This window comes from Luteimonas sp. A501, from assembly GCF_054052085.1.
On record NZ_JBSVRI010000003.1, the window covers coordinates 381,344 to 401,219 of the forward strand.

The following is a 19,876-nucleotide window of genomic DNA, read 5'->3' on the forward strand; positions in this document are numbered from 1 at the left end:
GGATTCCCCGACGGTGGCAGGGGGTCGAGTGTGACGGCATCGGGCCGGCGCCGTCACCTGACGCCTGTCATGTGCGATGGATGATCGCGGGGACTGCAGCCGGCGGCGGCCAGCGCCCAGTCTGGGCACATCCAGAAGGAGACGTGCCATGGACCACCGCTTCGAGATACCGCTGGCCAGCCTTGAAGGCGCCCGCAAGTGCTACGGCAAGGTCGCCGCGCTGGACGGCGTCGACCTGCAATTGCATGCCGGCCAGGTGCTGGCCCTGCTGGGCGCGAACGGCGCCGGCAAGACCACCGCGATCTCGCTGCTGCTGGGCCTGCTGGAGCCCGACGCCGGCCAGGTGCGCCTGTTCGGCCATGCGCCGCAGGCGCTGCAGGCGCGGCAGGGCATCGGCGTGATGCTGCAGTCCGGCGCACTCGCCGACACGCTGCGGGTCGACGAACTCCTGGACCTGGTCCGCAGCTACTACCCGGATCCGCGCAGCGTCGCCGACTGCGTCGCGATTGCCGGCCTGGATGGCCTGCTCAAGCGCCGCTACGGCAGGCTCTCCGGCGGCCAGCAGCGGCGCGTGCAGTTCGCGCTCGCGGTCTGCGGCCGGCCGCGGCTGCTGTTCCTCGACGAACCCACGACGGGCCTCGACATCGAAGCGCGCCAGGGACTCTGGCGCGGTCTGCGCGAACTGGTCGCCGAGGGCACCGCGGTGCTGTTGACCACGCATTACCTGGAGGAAGCCGAGGCGCTGGCCGATCGCGTCGTGATGCTGGCCGACGGCCGCGTGGTGGCCAGCGGCAGCCTCGACGAAGTGCGTGCGCGGGTCGACCAGCGCCGCATCCGCTGCGTGACCACGGTCGATGCCGCCGACGTCGTGCGCTGGCCGCGCGTGCGTTCGGCAGTGCGCGACGGCGATCGCCTGGAGGTGGTGGCCGACGCCGCCGAGGACGTGGTCCGCCGCCTGCTCGCCGTGGACCCGGCTCTGTCCGGGCTTGATGTCAGCCGCGCAGGCCTCGCCGAGGCCTTCCTCGAAATCACCCGTGGCACCGCGCTCAAGGAGGCTGCGTGATGAACGCCATCGCCCATGTTCCGTCCCCCGCCCATCGCCACCCGCTGTTGCGCGCCTATGCGCAGGAAGCGAAGTACGAGTTCCTGCGCCTGCTGCGCACTCCGATGTTCGCGCTGCCCACGCTGCTGTTCCCGGCGATGTTCTACCTGCTGTTCGGCGTGGCCATGAACCGCGGCGGCGGCGATGCCGCGCAGTACCTGCTCGCCACCTACGGCGTGTTCGGGGTGATGGGCGCGGCCCTGTTCGGTTTCGGCGTCACCGTGGCGATGGATCGCTCCGAGGGCCTGCTCGCCCTCAAGCGCGCGCTGCCGATGCCGCCAGGCGCCTACCTGCTGGCGAAGATCGCGATGGCGCTGCTGTTCTCGGCCATCGTCTCGTTGCTGCTGGCCGTGATCGCGGCCACGCTGGCAGGAGTGTCACTGGCGCCTTCGCAATGGCTGCTGCTGTGGGCCGTGCACGTGGCCGGCGCGCTGCCGTTCTGTGCCATCGGACTTTATATCGGCGTGCTCGTGGGCGGTTCCGCCGCGCCGGTCGTGGTCAACCTGCTGTACCTGCCGATGGCCTTCCTGTCCGGCCTGTGGCTGCCGCTGTCGATGCTGCCCGCTGCGCTTGCCCGGTTGGCGCCCGCGTGGCCGTCCTACCACCACGCGCAGCTCGCCCTGAAGGTGGTGGGCATGGATGCCGGCCAACCGCTCGCGCTGCACCTGGGCGTGCTCGCGGCGGTCACGGTCGGCTTCTTCGTCCTGGCCCGCGCGCGCCTGGCGCGTCGCGGCTGAGTGCCGTCGGACCGCGACCATCCATTGCGACCATCCCGCGTCTCCACCCCGCTGTGTCCGAACGTTCCCCATCTGCAAGGAGTGATGCCATGAAACGCTGGCCCGAAATCCTCGCCGCAAGCGCCATTGCCGCCGCCATCGCCGGCGCCGTCCTCGCCCAGGGGCCATCCGCCGAGTCGCGGGCCGCCGCAGACGGTCCGGCTGCCGATGCCGCGGCCAGCGCCGCGCTGCCGTCCGGAGGCTCGGGTGAGGCCTTCGCCATCTCCGGCGTGCGCATCTTCGACGGCGAACGCGTGCTGCCCGCCGCCAATGTCATCGTCCGCGACGGTCGCATCGAGGCCGTGGGTGCCGATGTCGCGATCCCCGCAGGCATCGAGGTGGTCGACGGCGGCGGCAGGACCCTGCTGCCGGGCCTCATCGACGCGCATACCCACAGCTGGGGCGACGCGCAGCGCGATGCCCTGCGCTTTGGGGTCACTACCGAGCTGGACATGTTCGGCGACTGGAACCGCATCCCGCTGCTGCGCGCGCAGCGCGAATCGCTGGATGCCGTCGACGGGGCCGACCTGTGGACCGCCGGCGCCACCGTCACCGCCGAGGGCGGCCACGGCACGCAGTTCGGCATCCCGGTGCCGACGCTCGCCGCCGATGGCGACGCCGCGGCCTTCGTCGCCGCGCGAGTGGCCGAGGGATCGGACTACATCAAGCTGATCGTCGAGGACTTCAGCACCCATTCCGACGAACGCCGCCTGCCGACGATCACGCCGGTGCAGGTGACGGAGGCGATCGCGGCCGCGCAGGCGCACGGGCGCCTGGCCGTGGTCCACGCCGCCACGCAGGCCGATGCGCTGCACGCGGTGGCGTCGGGCGCCGACGGCCTGGTGCATGTCTTCCACGACGTGGCCGCGTCGCCGGACTTCGTCGCCGCCGCGAAGGATGCCGGCAGCTTCGTCGTGCCGACGCTGTCGGTGATCGCGGGCTTCGCCCAGGACGGCAGCGGCGCCGCGCTCGCGGACGACGCGCGGCTGTCGCCATGGACGGGCGCGGAGCAGCGCGCCACGCTCGCGGCCGCCTTCCCCGGTCCGCCGCGCCCTCAGAAGCTCGACGCGGCGCTGCGCAGCGTGGCTGCGCTGCACGCCGCCGGTGTCGACATCCTCGCCGGCACCGACGCCGGCAATCCCGGCACTTCGCACGGCATCAGCATGCACGGCGAACTGGCGCTGCTGGTGCGCGCCGGCCTGTCGCCGGCCGCGGCGCTGGCCGCCGCGACCTCCCTGCCCGCGCGCCGCTTCGGACTCGACGACCGCGGCCGCATCGCGCCCGGCCTGCGCGCCGACCTGCTGCTGGTCGAGGGCGATCCGACCGCCGACATCGAAGCCACGCGCGCCATCGTCGGCATCTGGAAGAACGGCCACGCCGTCGCCCGTCAGCGCATCGACCAGGCGTCGGCGGCGCCCGTGATCGCCGAGGGCGCCCTGGTCGCCGACTTCGAGGATGGCGGTACCGGCGTGCGCTTCGGCCACGGCTGGCAGATCACCACCGACGCCATGGCCGGCGGCACGTCGGTCGCGGAGCAGGCCTGGATTGCGGGCGGCGCCGACGGTTCCAGCGGCGCGCTGCGGGTTACCGGCGAGATCCGTCCCGGCTTCGCCTTCCCCTGGGCCGGCACCATGTTCCATCCCGGCGCGCAGCCGATGCAGCCGGTCGACGCCTCGGCGCGCAGCGAGCTGGTGTTCCAGGCGCGCGGCGACGGCCGCAGCTACCAGGCGATGCTGTTCTCCGGCCCGTCGATGCAGGCGATGCCGAGCATGCAGTCCTTCGTCGCCGGGCCGGACTGGCAGGAGGTGCGGATGCCGCTGTCCTCGTTCGCGGGCGCGGACGCGGCCACGCTGCGCGCGATCGCGATCACCGCCGGCCAGCCGGACGGTGCGTTCGAGCTGTACATCGACCGGGTCGAGCTGCGCTGACATGGGGCATCATCGCCGCATGCGGCAAGCGGTCATTCCATCTCCGGCGTTGAAGGGCTGGCGCGCCTGGCTGTCGCCGGCGCCGGACTCGTTGATGGCGGCGACGCTGCGCCAGGGCCGGCCGCCGTGGATCGAGTGGGTGCACCTGATGTGGACGGTGTGGGTGTTCATCACCCCGCTGTTCGCTCCCGGCGGCTACGACCTGCGCTGGGCGGCGCTGACCCTGCTGTCGTATCCGCTGTTCTTGCTGCTGTACGCGGCGGTGCTGCTGCGTCCCGGGCGTGAAGCGCTGCGCTACGCGCTCGGGATGGTCGCGCTGAGCCTGGTGCTGCTGCCCTGGTATCCCTCGGGCATGAGCTACTTCGTGTTCGGCTGCGTGATGCTCCGTGGCTGGCGCGCCGGTTCGCTGCGCCGCTACCTGCTGCTGCTCGCGGTGCTCAATGCCGCGTTCGTCGGCCTTGCGCTGGCGGTCGGCTATCCCTGGCAGGCCCTGGTCTGGCTGCCGCTGGTCACGGTGATCGTCGGCCTGCTGATCCATGCCGAACACGTCGGCCAGCGCAAGGACGCCGCGCTGAGGCTCTCGCACGACGAGGTCCGCCGCCTGGCCGCGCTCGCCGAGCGCGAGCGCATCGGCCGCGACCTGCACGACCTGCTGGGGCACACGCTGTCGCTGGTGGCGCTGAAGTCCGACCTCGCCGCGCGCCTGGTCGAGCGCGATCCCGCCGCGGCGCGCACCGAGATCGATGCCGTGAGCCGCGTCGCGCGCGATGCGTTGGCGCAGGTGCGCTCGGCGGTGAGCGGCATCCGTTCGGCGGGCATGGCCGCCGAACTGGCCTCGGCGAAGCTGCTGCTCGAATGCGATGGCGTCGCTCTGCACCACGACTGGGACGAACGCAGCCTGGCCGGTGGCGCGCTGCCGGCGCGCATGGAGAACGCACTGGCGCTGGTGGTGCGCGAGGCGGTGACCAACATCCAGCGCCATGCCCATGCGCGCAGCGCCGAGGTCGCGCTGCGCGCCGCGTCCGGCGACGGCGTGGTGCTGCGGATCAGCGATGACGGCCGCGGCGGCGCGATCACGCCGGGCAACGGCCTGGGCGGCATGCGCGAACGGATCGAGGCATTGGGAGGGCGCCTGCAGGTGGATTCGGAGCGCGGACGCGGCACGGTGGTCGAGGCGTGGTTGCCGCTGGCGGCGAACGACCGGTGATCCGCATCGTGCTCGCCGAGGACCAGGCCATGCTGCGCGGTGCGCTGGCCGCGTTGCTGGCGATGGAGGTGGACATCGAGGTTGTCGGCACCGCAGCCGACGGCGAGGCGGCATGGCGCGAACTGCAGCGCATGGCTCCCGACATGCTGGTGACCGATATCGAGATGCCCGGACTCACCGGCCTGGAGCTGGCCCAGCGCATCCAGCGCCACGGGCTGGCGACGAAGGTGGTCATCGTCACCACCTTCGCGCGCGGCGGCTACCTGCGCCGCGCGCTCGACGCCGGCGTGCAGGGCTACCTGCTCAAAGACGCGCCCGTGGAGGAGCTGGCAGCGGCGCTGCGCAAGGTGCACGACGGCGGCCGCGCGATCGATCCGCAGCTGGCGCTCGAGGCCTGGTCCGAAGCCGATCCCCTCAACGAACGCGAGCGCCAGGTGCTGCGGCTTGCCGGCGAGGGACAGTCGGCGGGCGAGATCGCCGCCGTGTTGAACCTCTCGCAGGGCACGGTGCGCAACTATCTTTCGGAGGCCATCGGCAAGCTGGGTGTCGGCAACCGCATCGAGGCGTATCGGCTGGCTCGCCAGAAGGGCTGGCTGTAGCCGCTCCCACAAGGGCGCTCCCAAGGACTCGAAGATCGATGTTGCGCGGCTAGCCTGCGCGGGTCTTCAGCATTTCGAACGCCGCCCGCAGGCCCAGCGCTTCGCCGCCGGCGGGGCGGCCGGGTCGGTCGCTGTCGTTCCAGGCGTAGGTGTCCAGGTGGGCCCAAGGCATGCCCTTGGGCACGAAGCGCTCCAGGTACAGCGCCGCGGTCACGCTGCCGGCCATCTTCGAACCGGCATTGGCCATGTCGGCGACCTTGCTGGCCAGGTAGCGCAGGTAGGGGCGCCACAGCGGCATGCGCCACAGCGGATCACGCACCTGCATGCCCGCGTCCAGCCAGGCCTGGGCCAGTGCGTCGTCGTTGCTGAAGAGCGCCGGCAGGTCCGGACCCAGCGCGATGCGCGCGGCGCCGGTGAGGGTGGCGAAGTCGAGCAGCAGGTCCGGCTTCTGCTCGCCGGCATAGGCCAGCGCGTCGCCCAGGATCACCCGCCCTTCGGCATCGGTGTTGTCGATCTCGACGCTGACGCCGGTGCGCGTGGCGATGACCTCGCCCGGGCGGAATGCGTCGGGACCGATCGCGTTTTCCACCGCCGGCACCAGCAGCGTGATGCGCAGCGGCAGCCTGCGCGCCATCACCAGCTCGGCCAGGGCGATCGCGTGCGCGGCGCCGCCCATGTCCTTCTTCATGTTGCGCATGCCGTCGGCGGGCTTGATGTCGAGGCCGCCGGTGTCGAAGCACACGCCCTTGCCGACGATGGCCACGTGCGGATGCGAGGCCTCGCCCCAGCGCAGCGCCAGCAGCCGTGGCGCGCGATGCGAGGCGCGGCCGACGGCGTGGATGGCGGGGAAGTTCTGTTCCAGCAGGGCGTTGCCGGTGATCGCGCTGAAGTCCGCGCCGTGCGCCAGGGCGATGTCGCGGGCCACGCCTTCCAGCTGCTCCGGGCCCATGTCCTGCGTCGGCGTGTTGACCAGGTCGCGCACGCGCGTGGTCGCGGCGAGCAGGTCCAGTGCTTCGGCATCGCTTGCGTCCAGCGCCAGCCGCGCGCGCACCGGCCTCGGCTTGCGGTAGCGGTCGAAGGCGTAGCTGCCCAGTCCCCAACCCAGCTGCAGCGCGTGCAGGGCGTCCGCGCCGATGTCTCCGGCAGGCGCCCAGTCGCCGGCGGGCAGTGCGCGTGGCGCGTGGGCGTAGGCGCAGGGGTCGAGCCTGTCGCCGACGCCGATCACCGCGGCGGCCGGCGTGCCGTCGGCCGCCGGAAGGACCAGGCAGCTGCATGCGGAGCCGTCGAAGGCGTGCGCGTCCAGCCAGGCGCCGACCGCGGCCGGCTGCGTCGCGCGCCAGGTGGCGAGTCCGTCGCGGTGGACGATATGCAGCGGCCGCGCCTGCGCGGCGTCGGCGGCGGGGGCGTAGCAGGCGGGGAGGTTCATGCGTGGGTACTCCGTATGCGGTCGCCCGGCGCGGGCAGGGCCGCGTCGAGCCAGTCGGCCAGTCCGGCCAGGGAATCGAAATGGAGGTCGGGCTCGATCTCGTCGTGGCGCCATTGCAGGCGCCGGCCGTGGTCGTCGGCGCGGTTGATCCAGCAGCTGCGCAGCCCGGCGCGCGCGGCGCCGGCGACGTCGGCCTCGGGGTGGTCGCCGACGTGCAGCACCTCGGCCGGCGGCACGCCCAGCTGCTTGCAGGCGGCGAGGAAGATGGCGGGATCCGGCTTGGCTTGGCCGAACGAGCAGGCGCTCAGCTGCACGCTGAAGAGGTGGTCCAGGCCGATGCGCGCCAGGTCGGCATTGCCGTTGCTGAGCGCCGCGATCGGCAGCCTGGCGCTGATGCGTTCCAGCGCGTGGATCGCGTCCGGATAGCACTCGACCCGGTTGCGCTCGGCGAAGAAGGCGTCGTATGCGGCATCGGCCATGGCCACGTCGCCGCCGCTTTCGCGCAGCGCAGCCTCCAGCGTCATCCGCCGCAGCGCCGACATGTCGTGGGCCAGCGACGGGTTCTCCGCACCCACGCGCTCGCGCAGCGTGCGCATCGCCTCCGCCGGGAACATCTCCGCGGTGGCCGGGCTGTGTCGCCGCATCCATTCGTCAAGCACGCGTTCGATGCGCACGCCGATGGGCGCGAACGGCCACACGGTGTCGTCAAGGTCGAGGCTGATGGCGCGGACAGTGAAGGCCATGGCGCCATTGTACGGCGGCCTACCCCAACAGCCGCGCCCACCCCTCCAGCCCATCGATGCGCGCCAGCACGCGCTTCACGCAGACCAGCAGCGGCACCGCCAGCAGCAGGCCGACGATGCCCCACAGCCAGCCGAACAACAGCAGCGCCAGCATCAGGACGAGTGGCGACAGCTGCATGCGCTGGCCAAGCACCAGCGGCGTCACCAGCTGCCCTTCCAACGTGTGCAGGCCAAGGTAGATCGCCGCCGGCAGCAGCGAGGCCCCGACGTCGTCCCAGGTCACGAAGCCCATCAGCAGCATCGCCACCAAACCGATCGCCGGCCCCACGTAGGGCGCGAAGTTGAGCAACATGGCGATCGTGCCCCAGAGCAGCGCCTCCTGCATGTCTACGCCCAGGCCCCAGTGCAGCACGGCTGCAAGCAGCACGCCCACGCCGGCGTTGATCAGGGTGATGGTGAAGACGTAGCGCGACACGTCGCGCTCGATCGATTGCATGATCTCCACAGTGACCCGCTGCCGCTGGCGCGTGGGCAGCAGGGCGATCGCGCGGCGCTGCAGGTCTTCGCCGAAGACCATGAAAAAGAAAGTCAGCAGCACCACCGCAAGCACGCTGCCCGCCATCCGCGGCGCCCTGGCCAGCGCGGAGTAGGGGTCGTCGACCTGGGTGCGCACCACCTCGACCTTGCGCCCGTCGCCGCTGGCCTGGCGGGCGATGTCCTCGGCGACGCGGTTGGCCTCCCGCACGGGCTCGGCCAGCTCGCCGAGCTCCTTGCCGAGCTGGCGCATCTGCCGCGGGGCTTCCTGCATCCAGTCGATCGCCGGTGCCAGCAGCTGCTGGCCGAGGAGGGCGGTGCCCGCGATGCCTCCGCACAGCACCAGCAGCGCGGCGAGGAAGCGCGGCAGGCAGATCCTGCGAAGGGCGCGTATGACCGGGTTGCCGATCAGGGCAAGGAACATGGCCAGCAGCACCGGCAGGATCACGCCCTGGGCCGCCCAGAGCGTGTACCCGATGGCAAGCAGGGCAAGGACCAGGACCGGCGTGGACGCGCGCGGGCGCGGCGCCGGCCCCTGGGCCGCAGCTTCGCCGGTGGCGACAGGGATTGCGTTCGCGGCGGCGGGCGCTTCGCTTGAAGCGGGGGTGTCACGCGTCGCCATGGGAGTGCGCCTCAGCGCGATTCGGAGAGTTCGGTCGCGGCCTCGGCCGGGCGGGGCGGGGTCTCCCACGCGGGATCGGGCCTTCTTGCACGCTCTGCGGGATTTTCCGCAACGGTGACGCCGCCGTCCGGCGGTGCGTCTGCGCCCCGCGCAGCGGCCCCCGCGTCCTCGGCAGCCTCTTCCGCCGCGCCGGCGGCGAAGGCCGCCTGGACCGATCCGATCAGCCCGGCCACGCTGCCGAGCATCTGCAGCCAGCGCGCCGGCTGCGCCCCGGCGATGGCCTGGCCGGGCCGCACCCAGCCGGCAAGCAGGCCACTGGCGAGGCCGGCGACGATGATGCGCGGCGGCGTCCATCCCGAGCGCCAGATCCCGCCGAACACGCGGAAATCCGCGGCCGTCTGGCGCTCGCGCGCCTCGAGCGCGGCTTCCGCGCGCTCCACCTTCGCTTGCAGTTCTTCGAAGCTCATGCCGGGCTCCTCATGGCGGGGTGACTCCCGCGGCCGTGGAATCGCCCGGCACGCCGCCGCTGCGCGGGCGGGCCCGGTCCTCGGCATCGTGGGCACATTCCGCCGAGCCCGGGTCTGGCATGAACTCCGCCAGCTCGCCGATGCCCAGCCGCGCCAGCTGGCGGCGGGTGGCCTTCATCCGGGTATGTTCGAAATAGGCCATGGCCTTGCGCAGCGCCAGCCATGCCGCCAGGCTGCTGGCGGTTCCGCAGCAGGCCAGGGACAGCCACCAGGGCAGCCCGACCTGGTTGCTCAGTGCCACCACCAGCGCGGTCATCAGCAGCATCCAGGCCGAGACGGCGAACACTACCGCCACGCCGGCAAAGACCGCGCTGCGCCCTGCGGCGCTGCGTGCCAGCGAGACGTCGGCGGTGACCAGGGTACGCAGCGCACCGGCCGCCTCGCGCGCGGCGCCCATGCCGGCCACGCCGCTGTCGCGCAGCTCCCGGACCGCCTCGGCGATGCCGGGTGGCGACGCGCCGTCACCCTTGCCCGGCGCTTGGCCGGGCGAGGGTCCCGAAGCGGGTGGTGGCTGCTGCTCCATGCTTACCTGCCGCTGCCGCGGGCCAGCTTGGCGATGATCCAGCCGGCGGCGAACGCGGCGCCGAAGGACGCGATCGGACGCTCGCGGATCAGGTCGGCGGCGCTGTCGATCAGGTCGCGGCCCTTGTCGAGCAGCACGTCGACCTGCTCGCTGCCGGCGCCGGCGACATCCTCGAGCGCGGACAGGCCGGCAAACGCGCCGTCGGCGAGGTCGGACTTCAGGTTGGCCTTGCCCAGGCGCACTTCCTCGCCCGCGGCGGCTGCGGCACCGCGCACAGCGTCGGCGGTGTCGGTGGCGGCCTGCTTCAAGTGGCCGCCGGCCTGGGACAGGTTGGTTTTCAGGTTGTCAGTGTGGGTGGGGCTCATCACGATCTCCTTCGGGGGTGTTTTGGGGGTGTTTTGGGTGTCACTCCATCGCGAGGCTGCCCAAGGCGCGACCGCGCTGGATGCCCAGCACGAGCTGCGCCGGGGCATTCGACAGCGCCGCGCGCAGCGCGGACAGGTCGCTGGCTTCGGCGCCGGCGGCGGCAACCACCACGTCGCCGGTGCGCAGCCCGCTGCGTGCAGCGCGGCTGCCGCGTTCGACCTCCTCGACCAGCACGCCGGACACGCCGCCGCGGCGCAGGGCCTCGGGCAGCTCGGTGAAGCTGGCGCCGGAGAGGCGCGGGTCGAGCTGCTGCCCGGACAGCGCGCGCGGCTGCTCGCGCAGTGTGGCCTGCAGCTGCATGGCCTTGCCATCGCGGCGCAGCTCCAGGGTGACGCGGGCATCGGCAGCCTGCAGGCCCTGGAAGTTGCGCAAGGTCTCGCCATCGCCGATGCGCTCGCCATTGGCGGCCACGATCACGTCGCCCGCACGCAGTCCCGCGGCCGCGCCGGCGGAGTCGGCGTGGACGCGGGTCACCACCGCGCCGCGGCTGCCGGCGGGCAGCCCGAGGCTTGCCGCCAGGCGGTCGTCGAGGTCCTGGGTGTCGATGCCGAGCGTGCCGCGGCGGACCTCGCCGGTGGCAGCGAGCTGCTGCATCACGCCCCGCGCCAGGTTGGCGGGGATGGCGAAGCCCAGCCCGATGTTGCCGGCCATGCTGCCACGGGGGTTGAAGCTGGCGGTGTTGATACCGACCAGCTCCCCGCGCAGGTTGACCAGCGCGCCGCCGGAGTTGCCCGGGTTGATGCTGGCGTCGGTCTGGATGAAGTTCTGGTAGCCCACGCCGGGCACGTTGCTGCGGCCGACCGCGGACACGATGCCCGAGGTCACCGTCTGGCCGACGCCGAAAGGATTGCCGACCGCGACCACGAAGTCCCCCACCTGCAGCGCGCTGCTGTCGGCGAGGGCGATCGCCTGCAGCGCGCCTTCGTTCCCCGACACGGGGATTTTCATCAGCGCCACGTCGGTGTCGACATCGGAGCCGATGAACTCGGCGGCCAGGGTGCGGCCATCGGCAAGGGTCACCGAGACTTCGTCTGCGCCTTCGATCACGTGGTGGTTCGTGAGCACATAGCCGTGGGTGGCGTCCACGATCACGCCCGAGCCCAGCGATTCGTTGATCCGCTCCTCGGGGATGCCCGGGAACATCCGCCGGAAGAAGGGGTCGTTGGCAAACGGGTTGTTGATGCGCACGCGCTGCTTGGTGTGCACGCTGACCACGGCCGGGGTGACCCGGCGCAGCATCGGCGCCAGCGACGGCAGGGCCTGGCCCTCAACGGTGGCCGGCAGGCCCATGGCCATCGGCACGGCGGCGGCCGGGGACACCGGCGACACCGGCGACACCGGCGACACCGGCGACACCGGCGACAGGGACTCTGCGCGAGCCGGCGCCTGAAGGTCATCGAGGATCAGGGTCGCGGCGGCGCCACCGAAGGCGGCGGCGACGAGGGCGAGGAGCGTGGTGCGGGTGGATGCTTGCATCGGTCTGTCGTTATGCGGGTTCGGGGGTCTTTGGACCGTGAAGTGTGGCGCGGCGGACCGCGTGGGTCGAGGCTGAACGGATGTGCGGTGCGTCTCAGCTTGGACTGCGAACCGCGACACTGCTGGGCTGCCGCCGCAAGCGTCAAAGAGCGATTGACTTCGCCCCCCGGCAGCCCTTACGGTCAATGCCCTGCCGCCACAACATGTTGGGGTCAGGCAGGCAGGTTTGGCCCAGTTCTAGTTGTTTGCGATCAAGGCGGTCGCAGGAACCAGGGGGTGGTTTGCATGCGCGGACTCGAGACCAGCCAACGAAAACAATGACGACGCAAGGCGCGCAGTGCGCGCCTGCGGATTCGCCGTCGGCGCGTCCCGCACACCGGGCCCGCGATTGACGCCATGGAACGACTACACCCGGTTCGCGCGCGGCCGGGCAGGATGAAGGAGACAGAAGCAGCATGAGTACGGTTCGCCTGGAGGCTGTGAGGAACACGATGGCTGGCACCGACCAGGACATCCCGATGCAGCCGGCGTCGGTCGATATCTGGGACAAGAAGTACCGGCTGAAGACCAAGCAGGGCGATGCCCTGGACGCCGATATCGACGGCACCTGCCAGCGCGTCGCCCGCGCCCTGGCCGAGGCCGAGACGACCGCGGAGAAGCGCAAGCACTGGAACGAGCGCTTCCTGTGGGCGCTGCGCCGCGGGGCGATCCCCGCCGGCCGCATCACCTCGAATGCCGGGGCACTCGAGCACAAGCCCGCCACCAGCACCATCAACTGCACGGTGTCCGGCACCATCGTCGATTCGATGGACGGCATCCTGGAGAAGGTCCACGAGGCCGGGCTGACGCTCAAGGCCGGCTGTGGCATCGGCTACGAGTTCTCGACCCTGCGCCCGCGCGGTGCGTTCGTCGCCGGCGCCGGCGCCTATACCTCGGGCCCGATGTCCTTCATGGATATCTACGACAAGATGTGTTTCACGGTGTCGTCGGCCGGTGGCCGTCGCGGCGCGCAGATGGGCACCTTCGACGTGTCGCATCCCGACGTGCGCGACTTCATCCGCGCCAAGCGCGAGGACGGCCGTCTGCGCCAGTTCAACCTGTCGCTGCTGGTCACGGACGATTTCATCGAAGCGGTGAAGTCCGATGCCGACTGGCCGCTGGTGTTCCCGATCAACGCCAAGGAGGCCGGGGACATCGACGTCGATGACGCCGGCCAGGTGGTCTGGCGCGACTGGCCGCAGCACGACGGCTACATCACCCGTGACGATGGCCTGGTCGCCTGCAAGATCTACGGCAAGGTGCGTGCCCGCCACCTGTGGGACATGATCATGGTCTCGACGTATGACTACGCCGAGCCGGGGTTCATCCTGATCGACCGCGTCAACGAAATGAACAACAACTGGTGGTGCGAGACCATCCGCGCGACCAATCCCTGCGGCGAGCAGCCGCTGCCGCCGTATGGCGCCTGTCTGCTGGGCTCGGTCAACCTGACCCGGTTCGTGCGCAAGCCCTTCACCGACCAGGCCGAGTTCGACTGGGAGGAATACAAGGAGGTCGTGCGCGTGTTCACCCGCATGCTCGACAACGTGGTCGAGGTCAACGGCCTGCCGCTGAAGCAGCAGCGCGACGAGATCATGCGCAAGCGCCGCCACGGCATGGGCTTCCTCGGCCTGGGTTCGACCGTGACCATGTTGCAGATGAAGTACGGCTCGAAGGAGAGCTGCGAGTTCACCGAGCGCATTGCCCGCGACATGGCCGTGGCCGGCTGGGAAACCGGCCTGGCGCTGGCGCAGGAAAAGGGCCCGGCGCCGATCATGGAGGAGCGCTTCGAGGTCACCGCGGAAATGCTGCGCAAGCGCCCGGAGATGGTCGCCGACGGCTGGAAGCCCGGCCAGCGGGTTCCCGGCAAGGTGCTGCACGCGCGCTACTCGCGCTACATGCAGCGGGTCGCGGAAGTGGCGCCGGAGCTTGTCGAGCAACTGGCCGAGAGCGGCGCGCGCTTCACCCACCACAGCTCGATCGCGCCCACCGGCACCATCAGCCTGTCGCTGGCCAACAACGCCTCCAACGGCATCGAGCCCTCGTTCGCGCACCACTACAGCCGCAACGTGATCCGCGAAGGCAAGAAGTCGAAGGAGAAGGTGGACGTGTTCTCTTTCGAGCTGCTGGCCTATCGCCACCTGGTCAACGCCGACGCGATGCCTTTCAGCGAGGATCCCGCCACGCAGCTGCCGGACTACTTCATCTCCGCCGACGACATCAGCCCGAAGGCGCACGTCGACGTCCAGGCCGCGGCGCAGAAGTGGGTCGACTCGTCGATCTCCAAGACCGCCAACGTCCCGACCGACTTCCCCTACGAGGACTTCAAGGACATCTACCTGTACGCCCACGCGCAGGGCCTGAAGGGCTGCACGACCTTCCGCTTCAACCCGGCCGCCTTCCAGGGCGTGCTGGTCAAGGAGTCCGATCTTGCCGGCACCACCTACCGCTTCGAGCTCGAGGACGGCAGCACGGTGGAGGTGAAGGGCAACGAGGAGATCGAGTACGACGGCGAGACCCACACCGCGGCCAACCTGTTCGACGCCCTGAAAGAGGGCTACTACGGCAAATTCTGATGAAGGCTCACGGCAGGTTCCGGGCGCGCTACATTCCGTCCTGCGGGCGCCCGCCCGCGACCATGACGACGAGGGAGCAACGATGAGCAACGGCAATGGGGTCGCGACGACGATCGGTACGGCCGCCGAGGTCGTCGCCGACAAGGCGAAGACGGTGCGCAGTGCGGTCTCCAAGCGCGCATCGACGGCGGTGACGAAGGCGAAGCAGGCCGCGGGCAAGGCCGAGAAGGCCGTGGCAAGGACTGCCGGCAAGGCCAGGACCGCGGTGGCGAAGACGGCGGGCACGGCGAAAAAGGCCGTGGCCAGGCGCGTCGCGGGGGCCAAGCAGTCGCTGGCCGCCACCAGTGCCGGTGCAAAGGCCGAAGCCGCCGCCCTCAAGCGCAAGCGCTCGGTCAAGAAGGCGGCGAAGAAGGCGGTGAAGAAGGCCGCCGCGAAGAAGGCGGTGGCGAAGAAGGCCGGGACCAGGACCTCGGTGGCCAAGAAGACGGTTTCGAAGAAGGCCGTCGTCAGCAAGGCGGCCACGAAGAAGGCCGCCGTCAAGAAGGTCGCTGTCAAGAAGGTCGCCGTGAGGAAGGCCGCTGCCCGCAAGGCGGCGCCGCGGAAGGCCACCAGCAAGTAACCCGCCGGGCCTCCCCGCAGCAGCAGGGAGGCGGGCACCAACGAATACCAGGGAACAGCGTCATGGCAGTCAGGATCGAGAAGAAAATCACCGGATACTCCGTCGCCACCGCCGATGACGGGCGCAAGGCCGCAGCCGCGCTGCCCGCCGCAGCCGGGCCGGAGGCCGCCGCGGCGCGCCCGTCGGCGGAAGTCATCCAGATGCACGAGCGCATCGAGCGCCCGGAAGTGCTGATCGGCAGCACCTACAAGATCAAGTCGCCGCTGGTCGAGCACGCCATGTACGTGACCATCAACGACATCGTGCTCAACGCCGGCAGCGAGCACGAGCAGCGCCGTCCGTTCGAGATCTTCGTGAACTCGAAGTCGATGGAGCACTTCCAGTGGATCGTCGCGCTCACCCGCATCATGTCGGCGGTGTTCCGCAAGGGCGGCGACGTGACCTTCCTGGTGGAGGAGATGAAGGCCGTGTTCGATCCGCGCGGCGGCTACTTCAAGGCCGGCGGCGTGTACATGCCTTCGCTGGTGGCCGAGCTCGGCGCGATCGTCGAGGACCACCTGAAGTCGATCGGCATGATCCATGACCCCGATATGAGCCCGGAGCAGCGCGCGCTGATCGAAGAGAAGCGCCGCCAGTACGAGGCCCGCTCAAAAAAAAACGCTGACGCCGATGTAGCCGCCGCCGAGGCCGGCCCGGTTGGCGAGCTCCTGGCCGACCAGGGCCGCGACCGCAGCGGCGAAGACGTGGCGGTCACCGGTGACGGCACCAGCTTCCCGCCGTCGGCCACCATGTGCCACAAGTGCAGCACCAAGGCCGTGGTGGTCATGGACGGCTGCGCCACCTGCCTGAACTGCGGCTACTCCAAGTGCGGCTGAGGCCGGGGCGGGCCGCTTGAACGCGGTCCGGACGCTGGCGGTGGTGGTCGCCGCCGCCGGCGCCTTCGTGCTCTGGGATGCGTTCAAGCCGGAGGGCGGCCTGGGCTCGGTGGTCGACCCGGTGGCGTCGCGAGGTGCCTCCGACGGGACCGCCAGCGCGCGGGGCTTCGTCGAGATCCCGATGCCCGATGGCCTGCCGGCGCGCGGCGTGGTGGTCTTCGCGCCGGCCAACTGCCCTCAGGATGCCGGCCAGCGGGCCGATGCCATCGTCAGCCACCTGCAGGCGCAGGGCATCCCGCACCGCCGCTCCAGCAGCGCCAACTACAGCAGCCTGGCCAGCGCCGACGAGGCGCGACGGGTGACGGCGGTGATGAACGGACCGATTCCGGTGGTCTACGTCAATGGCCGCGCGCGCGCGAACCCGTCGGCGCAGGACGTGGTGGCCGAGTACCGCAACGTGAGCCGATGACCATGCCGCTGCCGACCCCAGCCCCGTCGCCCGCGGGGCCCGCGGCGCCCGCCGCGCTCGATGCCGCAGCCCTGTCCGAACTGCGGCAGGCCCGGGTGCTGCTTGAAAACCCGGGGCTGGCGGCACAGCTCGCCAACCTGGTCGGCGCTCCACTCGAGTACGTGATGGAAAAGCGCCTGCCCGCGTCGGTGACGCGGCTGGTGAACGCGCTGGTGCGCACGGCGTTGCGGCAATCACTGCGCATGGCGGTGGCGACACTGGGCAAGGACGCGACGTCGTCCGCACGCAGTCACACCATTGCGGCGGCAACCAGCGGCGCAGTTGGCGGTGCCTTCGGCTTCGCCGGGCTCGCGGTCGAACTGCCGCTGACCACCACCCTGATCCTGCGTTCGATCGCCGGGATCGCGCGTGCCGAGGGCGAGCCGCTGGATGATCCGGCCACCATGCTTGCCTGTTTCGAAGTGCTGACCATGGGTGGTCGTGCCAGCGCCGACGACGGCGCGGAGTCGGGCTACTTCGCCGCGCGCGCGGTGCTGGCGCAGCAGGTGGCGGCGGCGGCCGAGTACGTGGCGGTGCACGGCCTGGTCGGCAAGGGCGGGCCGCTGATCGTGCAGCTGCTGTCGGCCATCGCCTCGCGGTTCTCGGTCAACCTCAGCCAGAAAATCGCGCTGCAGGCGGTGCCCGTGGTCGGCGCGGCGAGCGGTGCCGCGCTCAACACGCTGTTCATGCGCCACTTCCAGGCCGTGGCGCGCGGCCACTTCACCATCCGCCGCCTGGAGCGGCTGCACGGAGCGGTGGCGGTGCGCCGGGCCTATGACGCGCTTCGCGCGCCGGATGGCTCCGGACACGCGCGCGTCGAGCCCCGTTCAGGCTAGGATTCGGCACCATCCAAGAGGAAGCACGATGAAGGGACTATTGGGAGCGGGCCTGCTGGCACCGCTGCTGGCACTGGCCGCCGCGCCGGCGCTGGCCGATGCCGGTCGCGGTATCACCGGCGAAGAAGCCATGGCGACGCTGCAGGGCATGGAGCTGGAGCTGGAGCCGGAACTGCGGACCGACGAAGCCGGCGATCCGATGATCAAGTTCCAGATCAACGATCTCACCGCCTATCTCAATTTCTACGACTGCGACGACGGGCGTTGCGGTTCGCTGCAGCTCCAGGTCGGCCTTGATCTGGAGAACGGCACCACGCTGCAGGTCGCCAACGTCTACAACAACCGCTACCGCTATGGGCGGATGTCGCTGGATGACGAGATGGATCCGTTCCTGCGTTACGACTTCGAGGTGTTGCACGGCAAGCACGCCGCGCAGATCCAGAGCCAGGTCGAGATCTTCGGCCAGCTGCTGGTCGACTTCGTGCAGGCGGTCGATTTCTGAGCGTTGCGCCCGGCGCCGCGCGGGCCGTCCGGATCAGGCCTCGCGCAGTGCCGGGAACTGCGCGGTCATGCGCACGCCGTCGGCCAGTCCCCAGCGGATGGCGATGCGACGCAGGCGCGCACTGGTTTGGTCATGCAGGTGCGGCGGTGCCAGCTGCATGACCGCATCGTGGCGCTCCGCCCAGGCGTTGGCGTAGGCGAACAGATCGCGGTGGCGGAGCTGGAGATCGGCCATTTCGTCCTCGAGCCCGACGATCGCCTGCTCGAGGTCGGTATCGATATCGGTACGGTCGGCGGACGGAGTGACAGTCATTCGGTATCGGATCAAGCGGGGGCACCGTACTATGGCAGCTATGCGTGCAGGTGCAATGAACATGGCGGGTGGCTGCGGGACTGTCGATGCGGCACGGCCGGGGGCGTTCTTGCGTCTTGTCCCGATGCTGCTGTTGCCGCTTGCACTCGCCGCCTGCGGTGACGCGACGCAGGTGCCTGCCGTCGCCACTCCGGCGCCGCCGCCCCTCGACTACCAGGCCAAGCGCCCGATCCCGGTCCGGCTGGACATGCGCGCCACCGCCGATGGCGGCCGTGCCGTCGCGATCTCGGGAGCGTGGCGCGGCGAAGTGGATTTCGATGGCGGCGACCCGGCCGCGCATTGCGGCATCAAACGCGATGGCATCGCCGCCATCGAGCCGGGCAGCAGCAACGAAGTGCACATGCTGTGTGCACGGACCGTGCGGCTGCCGGACGATGGCAGCCGCGGTTTCCGCGTGCTGGAAGACGGCCGCGAAATCGCCTCCGGCGTCGTCCTTCCCTGATCAGCCGCCGGCGGCGGGGAGCAGCTTCAGCAGGCGACCCTGTGCGCCGTCTTCAAGCAGCCACAGGCCGCCTTCCGGGCCCTGTTCGACCTCGCGGATGCGCTGCCCCATGTCGAAGCGCTCGGCCTCGCGTGCCCGGGTGCCTTCGACCTCTACCCGCACCAGTGACTGCGACGACAGGCCGCCGATGAAGGCGCTGCCCTGCCAGTCCGGGAATACCTCTCCGCTGTAGAACACCAGGCTCGATGGCGAGATCACCGGCGTCCAGCTGATCGCAGGCGCATTGAAGTCGGGCCGGGTGGCGTGGTCGGGAATCGGCCTGCCGTCGTAGTGGTCGCCGTCGGAGACAGTCGGGTAACCATAGTTGCCGCCGCGTTCGACGAGGTTGAGCTCATCGCCGCCGGCGGGACCCATCTCCACGTCCCACAGTTGGCCGCCAGCGTCGAATGCGATTCCAAGCACGTTGCGATGGCCCAGCGACCATACCTCCGCGGCCACGCCGCCGGCATCGGCGAATGGATTGCCGGCGGCCGGCTTGCCGTCTTCCCCGAGGCGCAGGATCTTGCCCATGTTGGAAGCCATGTCCTGGGCGGGATCGAACTTCTGCCGCTCGCTCGAACTCAGCCACAGCGTGCCCTCGCCGTCGATCGCGATGCGATGGCCGTAGTGGCCCTCGCCGGACACCTTGGGGACCTGGCGCCAGATCACTTCAAGGCCTTCAAGCCGCCCGCCACCGGCGTCGTCGGGGATGAGCTTCGCTCGCGCCAGCGCCGCGCCGCGCGTGTCGCCGCGGCCGGCCTCGGCATAGCTGAGATAGACGATGCCGTTGTCTGCGAAGTCGGGATGCGGCAGCACGTCGCCGAAGCCGCCCTGGCCGCCATAGGCGACCTCGGGTACGCCCGTGACCTCGTGCGTGGCACCGCTCTCGACATCGACCAGCTGCAGGCGCCCCTGCTTCTCGGTGACCAGCAGGCGCCCGTCGGGCAGGAACGACATTGCCCAGGGCTCGTCGAACACGGCGATGACGTCGACTTCGAAAGGGCGCTCGGCGGTGGCGGCAGCGGAGTCCGCGACGCGTGCAGCCAGGTCCGCGGGACCGGCGGCCTGCCGTGCCTCGCCGTTGCAGGCAGTGACGGCCAGGGCAAGCACGGCGGCGCCGGCAAGGGGGTGCAGTTTCATCGCATTGATCTCCGGTCGGGGCGGATTGCCAGTATCGGA

The 19,876-nt window shown here is 70.6% G+C and carries 21 protein-coding genes; 12 read left to right on the forward strand and 9 right to left on the reverse strand.

The genetic code is table 11. The annotated features are described in order from the left end of the window. Window positions 1–148 precede the first annotated feature (148 nt). The 5 genes from ACW7G5_RS11345 to ACW7G5_RS11365 all read left to right on the forward strand — a co-directional run bounded on the left by ACW7G5_RS11345 (window position 149) and on the right by ACW7G5_RS11365 (window position 5,612). Window positions 149–1,063 carry an ABC transporter ATP-binding protein gene (locus ACW7G5_RS11345; RefSeq protein ID WP_457004575.1) on the forward strand — a complete coding sequence of 305 codons (915 nt, stop codon included), beginning with the start codon at window positions 149–151 and terminating at the stop codon, window positions 1,061–1,063. Continuing rightward, on the forward strand, window positions 1,063–1,839 hold the full coding sequence (locus ACW7G5_RS11350; protein ID WP_457004576.1) for an ABC transporter permease: 777 nt from the start codon (window positions 1,063–1,065) through the stop codon (window positions 1,837–1,839). Before ACW7G5_RS11345 ends, ACW7G5_RS11350 begins: the two co-directional genes overlap by 1 nt. Window positions 1,840–1,928: 89 nt before the next feature. After that, window positions 1,929–3,806 (forward strand): CIA30 family protein, encoded by a 1,878-nt coding sequence (locus ACW7G5_RS11355; protein ID WP_457004578.1) that lies wholly within the window; start codon window positions 1,929–1,931, stop codon window positions 3,804–3,806. A gap of 19 nt (window positions 3,807–3,825) precedes the next feature. Further along, complete coding sequence (locus ACW7G5_RS11360) at window positions 3,826–5,013, forward strand: sensor histidine kinase (RefSeq protein WP_457004580.1); 1,188 nt, start codon at window positions 3,826–3,828, stop codon at window positions 5,011–5,013. After that, complete coding sequence (locus ACW7G5_RS11365) at window positions 5,010–5,612, forward strand: response regulator (RefSeq protein WP_457004758.1); 603 nt, start codon at window positions 5,010–5,012, stop codon at window positions 5,610–5,612. The genes ACW7G5_RS11360 and ACW7G5_RS11365 overlap by 4 nt, the downstream gene beginning before the upstream one ends. Before the next feature lie 49 nt (window positions 5,613–5,661). Here ACW7G5_RS11365 and ACW7G5_RS11370 read toward each other — a convergent pair whose 3' ends face one another. The 7 genes from ACW7G5_RS11370 to ACW7G5_RS11400 are packed head-to-tail and all read right to left on the reverse strand — an operon-like array spanning window position 5,662 to window position 11,889. After that, window positions 5,662–7,038: a leucyl aminopeptidase family protein gene (locus tag ACW7G5_RS11370; RefSeq protein WP_457004581.1), complete on the reverse strand. Its 1,377-nt coding sequence runs from the start codon at window positions 7,036–7,038 to the stop codon at window positions 5,662–5,664. Then, entirely contained in the window at window positions 7,035–7,781 is a 747-nt protein-coding gene (locus tag ACW7G5_RS11375; RefSeq protein WP_457004583.1) for an HAD family hydrolase, read from the reverse strand. The genes ACW7G5_RS11370 and ACW7G5_RS11375 overlap by 4 nt, the downstream gene beginning before the upstream one ends. A 19-nt stretch (window positions 7,782–7,800) precedes the next feature. Then, complete coding sequence (locus ACW7G5_RS11380) at window positions 7,801–8,937, reverse strand: AI-2E family transporter (protein ID WP_457004585.1); 1,137 nt, start codon at window positions 8,935–8,937, stop codon at window positions 7,801–7,803. Window positions 8,938–8,948: 11 nt separating this feature from the next. Beyond that, a complete protein-coding gene (locus tag ACW7G5_RS11385; RefSeq protein ID WP_457004587.1) occupies window positions 8,949–9,404 on the reverse strand; it encodes a protein sip-5 in 456 nt (151 codons plus the stop codon). A gap of 10 nt (window positions 9,405–9,414) precedes the next feature. Then, a complete protein-coding gene (locus ACW7G5_RS11390) occupies window positions 9,415–9,987 on the reverse strand; it encodes a phage holin family protein (RefSeq protein ID WP_457004588.1) in 573 nt (190 codons plus the stop codon). A gap of 2 nt (window positions 9,988–9,989) precedes the next feature. Further along, window positions 9,990–10,352, reverse strand: a complete 363-nt coding sequence (locus ACW7G5_RS11395) for a hypothetical protein (RefSeq protein ID WP_457004590.1) — start codon at window positions 10,350–10,352, stop codon at window positions 9,990–9,992. Window positions 10,353–10,392: 40 nt separating this feature from the next. Beyond that, complete coding sequence (locus ACW7G5_RS11400) at window positions 10,393–11,889, reverse strand: Do family serine endopeptidase (RefSeq protein WP_457004591.1); 1,497 nt, start codon at window positions 11,887–11,889, stop codon at window positions 10,393–10,395. A gap of 455 nt (window positions 11,890–12,344) precedes the next feature. Here ACW7G5_RS11400 and ACW7G5_RS11405 point away from each other — a divergent pair, with 455 nt between their 5' ends. From ACW7G5_RS11405 to ACW7G5_RS11430, 6 genes are all read left to right on the forward strand, one after another. Further along, window positions 12,345–14,504 carry an adenosylcobalamin-dependent ribonucleoside-diphosphate reductase gene (locus ACW7G5_RS11405; RefSeq protein ID WP_457004593.1) on the forward strand — a complete coding sequence of 720 codons (2,160 nt, stop codon included), beginning with the start codon at window positions 12,345–12,347 and terminating at the stop codon, window positions 14,502–14,504. Window positions 14,505–14,586: 82 nt separating this feature from the next. Continuing rightward, window positions 14,587–15,123, forward strand: coding sequence for a hypothetical protein (locus ACW7G5_RS11410; protein WP_457004595.1), 537 nt, complete (start codon window positions 14,587–14,589; stop codon window positions 15,121–15,123). 62 nt (window positions 15,124–15,185) lie between these two features. After that, window positions 15,186–15,998 (forward strand): TSCPD domain-containing protein, encoded by an 813-nt coding sequence (locus tag ACW7G5_RS11415; protein ID WP_457004596.1) that lies wholly within the window; start codon window positions 15,186–15,188, stop codon window positions 15,996–15,998. 16 nt (window positions 15,999–16,014) lie between these two features. Further along, the gene (locus ACW7G5_RS11420; protein ID WP_457004598.1) at window positions 16,015–16,467 is read left to right on the forward strand and encodes a hypothetical protein; all 453 of its coding nucleotides are present in this window, start codon (window positions 16,015–16,017) and stop codon (window positions 16,465–16,467) included. After that, window positions 16,464–17,342 (forward strand): EcsC family protein, encoded by an 879-nt coding sequence (locus ACW7G5_RS11425; protein ID WP_457004600.1) that lies wholly within the window; start codon window positions 16,464–16,466, stop codon window positions 17,340–17,342. Before ACW7G5_RS11420 ends, ACW7G5_RS11425 begins: the two co-directional genes overlap by 4 nt. A gap of 28 nt (window positions 17,343–17,370) precedes the next feature. Then, entirely contained in the window at window positions 17,371–17,844 is a 474-nt protein-coding gene (locus ACW7G5_RS11430; RefSeq protein ID WP_457004602.1) for a YbjN domain-containing protein, read from the forward strand. A 33-nt stretch (window positions 17,845–17,877) separates the two neighbouring features. Here the strand turns inward: ACW7G5_RS11430 and ACW7G5_RS11435 are convergent, their stop codons facing one another. Further along, entirely contained in the window at window positions 17,878–18,156 is a 279-nt protein-coding gene (locus tag ACW7G5_RS11435; RefSeq protein WP_457004604.1) for a hypothetical protein, read from the reverse strand. Window positions 18,157–18,289: 133 nt separating this feature from the next. On the opposite strand from ACW7G5_RS11435, the gene ACW7G5_RS11440 reads away from it, so the two are divergent. Next, window positions 18,290–18,658 (forward strand): hypothetical protein, encoded by a 369-nt coding sequence (locus ACW7G5_RS11440; RefSeq protein ID WP_457004606.1) that lies wholly within the window; start codon window positions 18,290–18,292, stop codon window positions 18,656–18,658. Here the strand turns inward: ACW7G5_RS11440 and ACW7G5_RS11445 are convergent, their stop codons facing one another. Continuing rightward, complete coding sequence (locus ACW7G5_RS11445; RefSeq protein ID WP_457004608.1) at window positions 18,659–19,837, reverse strand: PQQ-dependent sugar dehydrogenase; 1,179 nt, start codon at window positions 19,835–19,837, stop codon at window positions 18,659–18,661. It lies immediately after the preceding gene. Window positions 19,838–19,876: the final 39 nt, after the last annotated feature.

Excerpts from the sequence above, each read along its gene's own strand:
- ACW7G5_RS11410 (WP_457004595.1), top strand. The coding sequence starts at position 14,587 with ATGAGCAACGGCAATGGGGTCGCGACGACGATCGGTACGGCCGCCGAG.
- ACW7G5_RS11445 (WP_457004608.1), bottom strand. The coding sequence starts at position 19,837 with ATGAAACTGCACCCCCTTGCCGGCGCCGCCGTGCTTGCCCTGGCCGTC.
- ACW7G5_RS11435 (WP_457004604.1), bottom strand. The coding sequence starts at position 18,156 with ATGACTGTCACTCCGTCCGCCGACCGTACCGATATCGATACCGACCTC.
- ACW7G5_RS11380 (WP_457004585.1), bottom strand. The coding sequence starts at position 8,937 with ATGGCGACGCGTGACACCCCCGCTTCAAGCGAAGCGCCCGCCGCCGCG.
- ACW7G5_RS11425 (WP_457004600.1), top strand. The coding sequence starts at position 16,464 with ATGACCATGCCGCTGCCGACCCCAGCCCCGTCGCCCGCGGGGCCCGCG.
- ACW7G5_RS11375 (WP_457004583.1), bottom strand. The coding sequence starts at position 7,781 with ATGGCCTTCACTGTCCGCGCCATCAGCCTCGACCTTGACGACACCGTG.
- ACW7G5_RS11370 (WP_457004581.1), bottom strand. The coding sequence starts at position 7,038 with ATGAACCTCCCCGCCTGCTACGCCCCCGCCGCCGACGCCGCGCAGGCG.
- ACW7G5_RS11400 (WP_457004591.1), bottom strand. The coding sequence starts at position 11,889 with ATGCAAGCATCCACCCGCACCACGCTCCTCGCCCTCGTCGCCGCCGCC.
- ACW7G5_RS11390 (WP_457004588.1), bottom strand. The coding sequence starts at position 9,987 with ATGGAGCAGCAGCCACCACCCGCTTCGGGACCCTCGCCCGGCCAAGCG.
- ACW7G5_RS11405 (WP_457004593.1), top strand. The coding sequence starts at position 12,345 with ATGAGTACGGTTCGCCTGGAGGCTGTGAGGAACACGATGGCTGGCACC.
- ACW7G5_RS11430 (WP_457004602.1), top strand. The coding sequence starts at position 17,371 with ATGAAGGGACTATTGGGAGCGGGCCTGCTGGCACCGCTGCTGGCACTG.
- ACW7G5_RS11415 (WP_457004596.1), top strand. The coding sequence starts at position 15,186 with ATGGCAGTCAGGATCGAGAAGAAAATCACCGGATACTCCGTCGCCACC.
- ACW7G5_RS11360 (WP_457004580.1), top strand. The coding sequence starts at position 3,826 with ATGCGGCAAGCGGTCATTCCATCTCCGGCGTTGAAGGGCTGGCGCGCC.
- ACW7G5_RS11355 (WP_457004578.1), top strand. The coding sequence starts at position 1,929 with ATGAAACGCTGGCCCGAAATCCTCGCCGCAAGCGCCATTGCCGCCGCC.
- ACW7G5_RS11345 (WP_457004575.1), top strand. The coding sequence starts at position 149 with ATGGACCACCGCTTCGAGATACCGCTGGCCAGCCTTGAAGGCGCCCGC.
- ACW7G5_RS11395 (WP_457004590.1), bottom strand. The coding sequence starts at position 10,352 with ATGAGCCCCACCCACACTGACAACCTGAAAACCAACCTGTCCCAGGCC.
- ACW7G5_RS11350 (WP_457004576.1), top strand. The coding sequence starts at position 1,063 with ATGAACGCCATCGCCCATGTTCCGTCCCCCGCCCATCGCCACCCGCTG.
- ACW7G5_RS11385 (WP_457004587.1), bottom strand. The coding sequence starts at position 9,404 with ATGAGCTTCGAAGAACTGCAAGCGAAGGTGGAGCGCGCGGAAGCCGCG.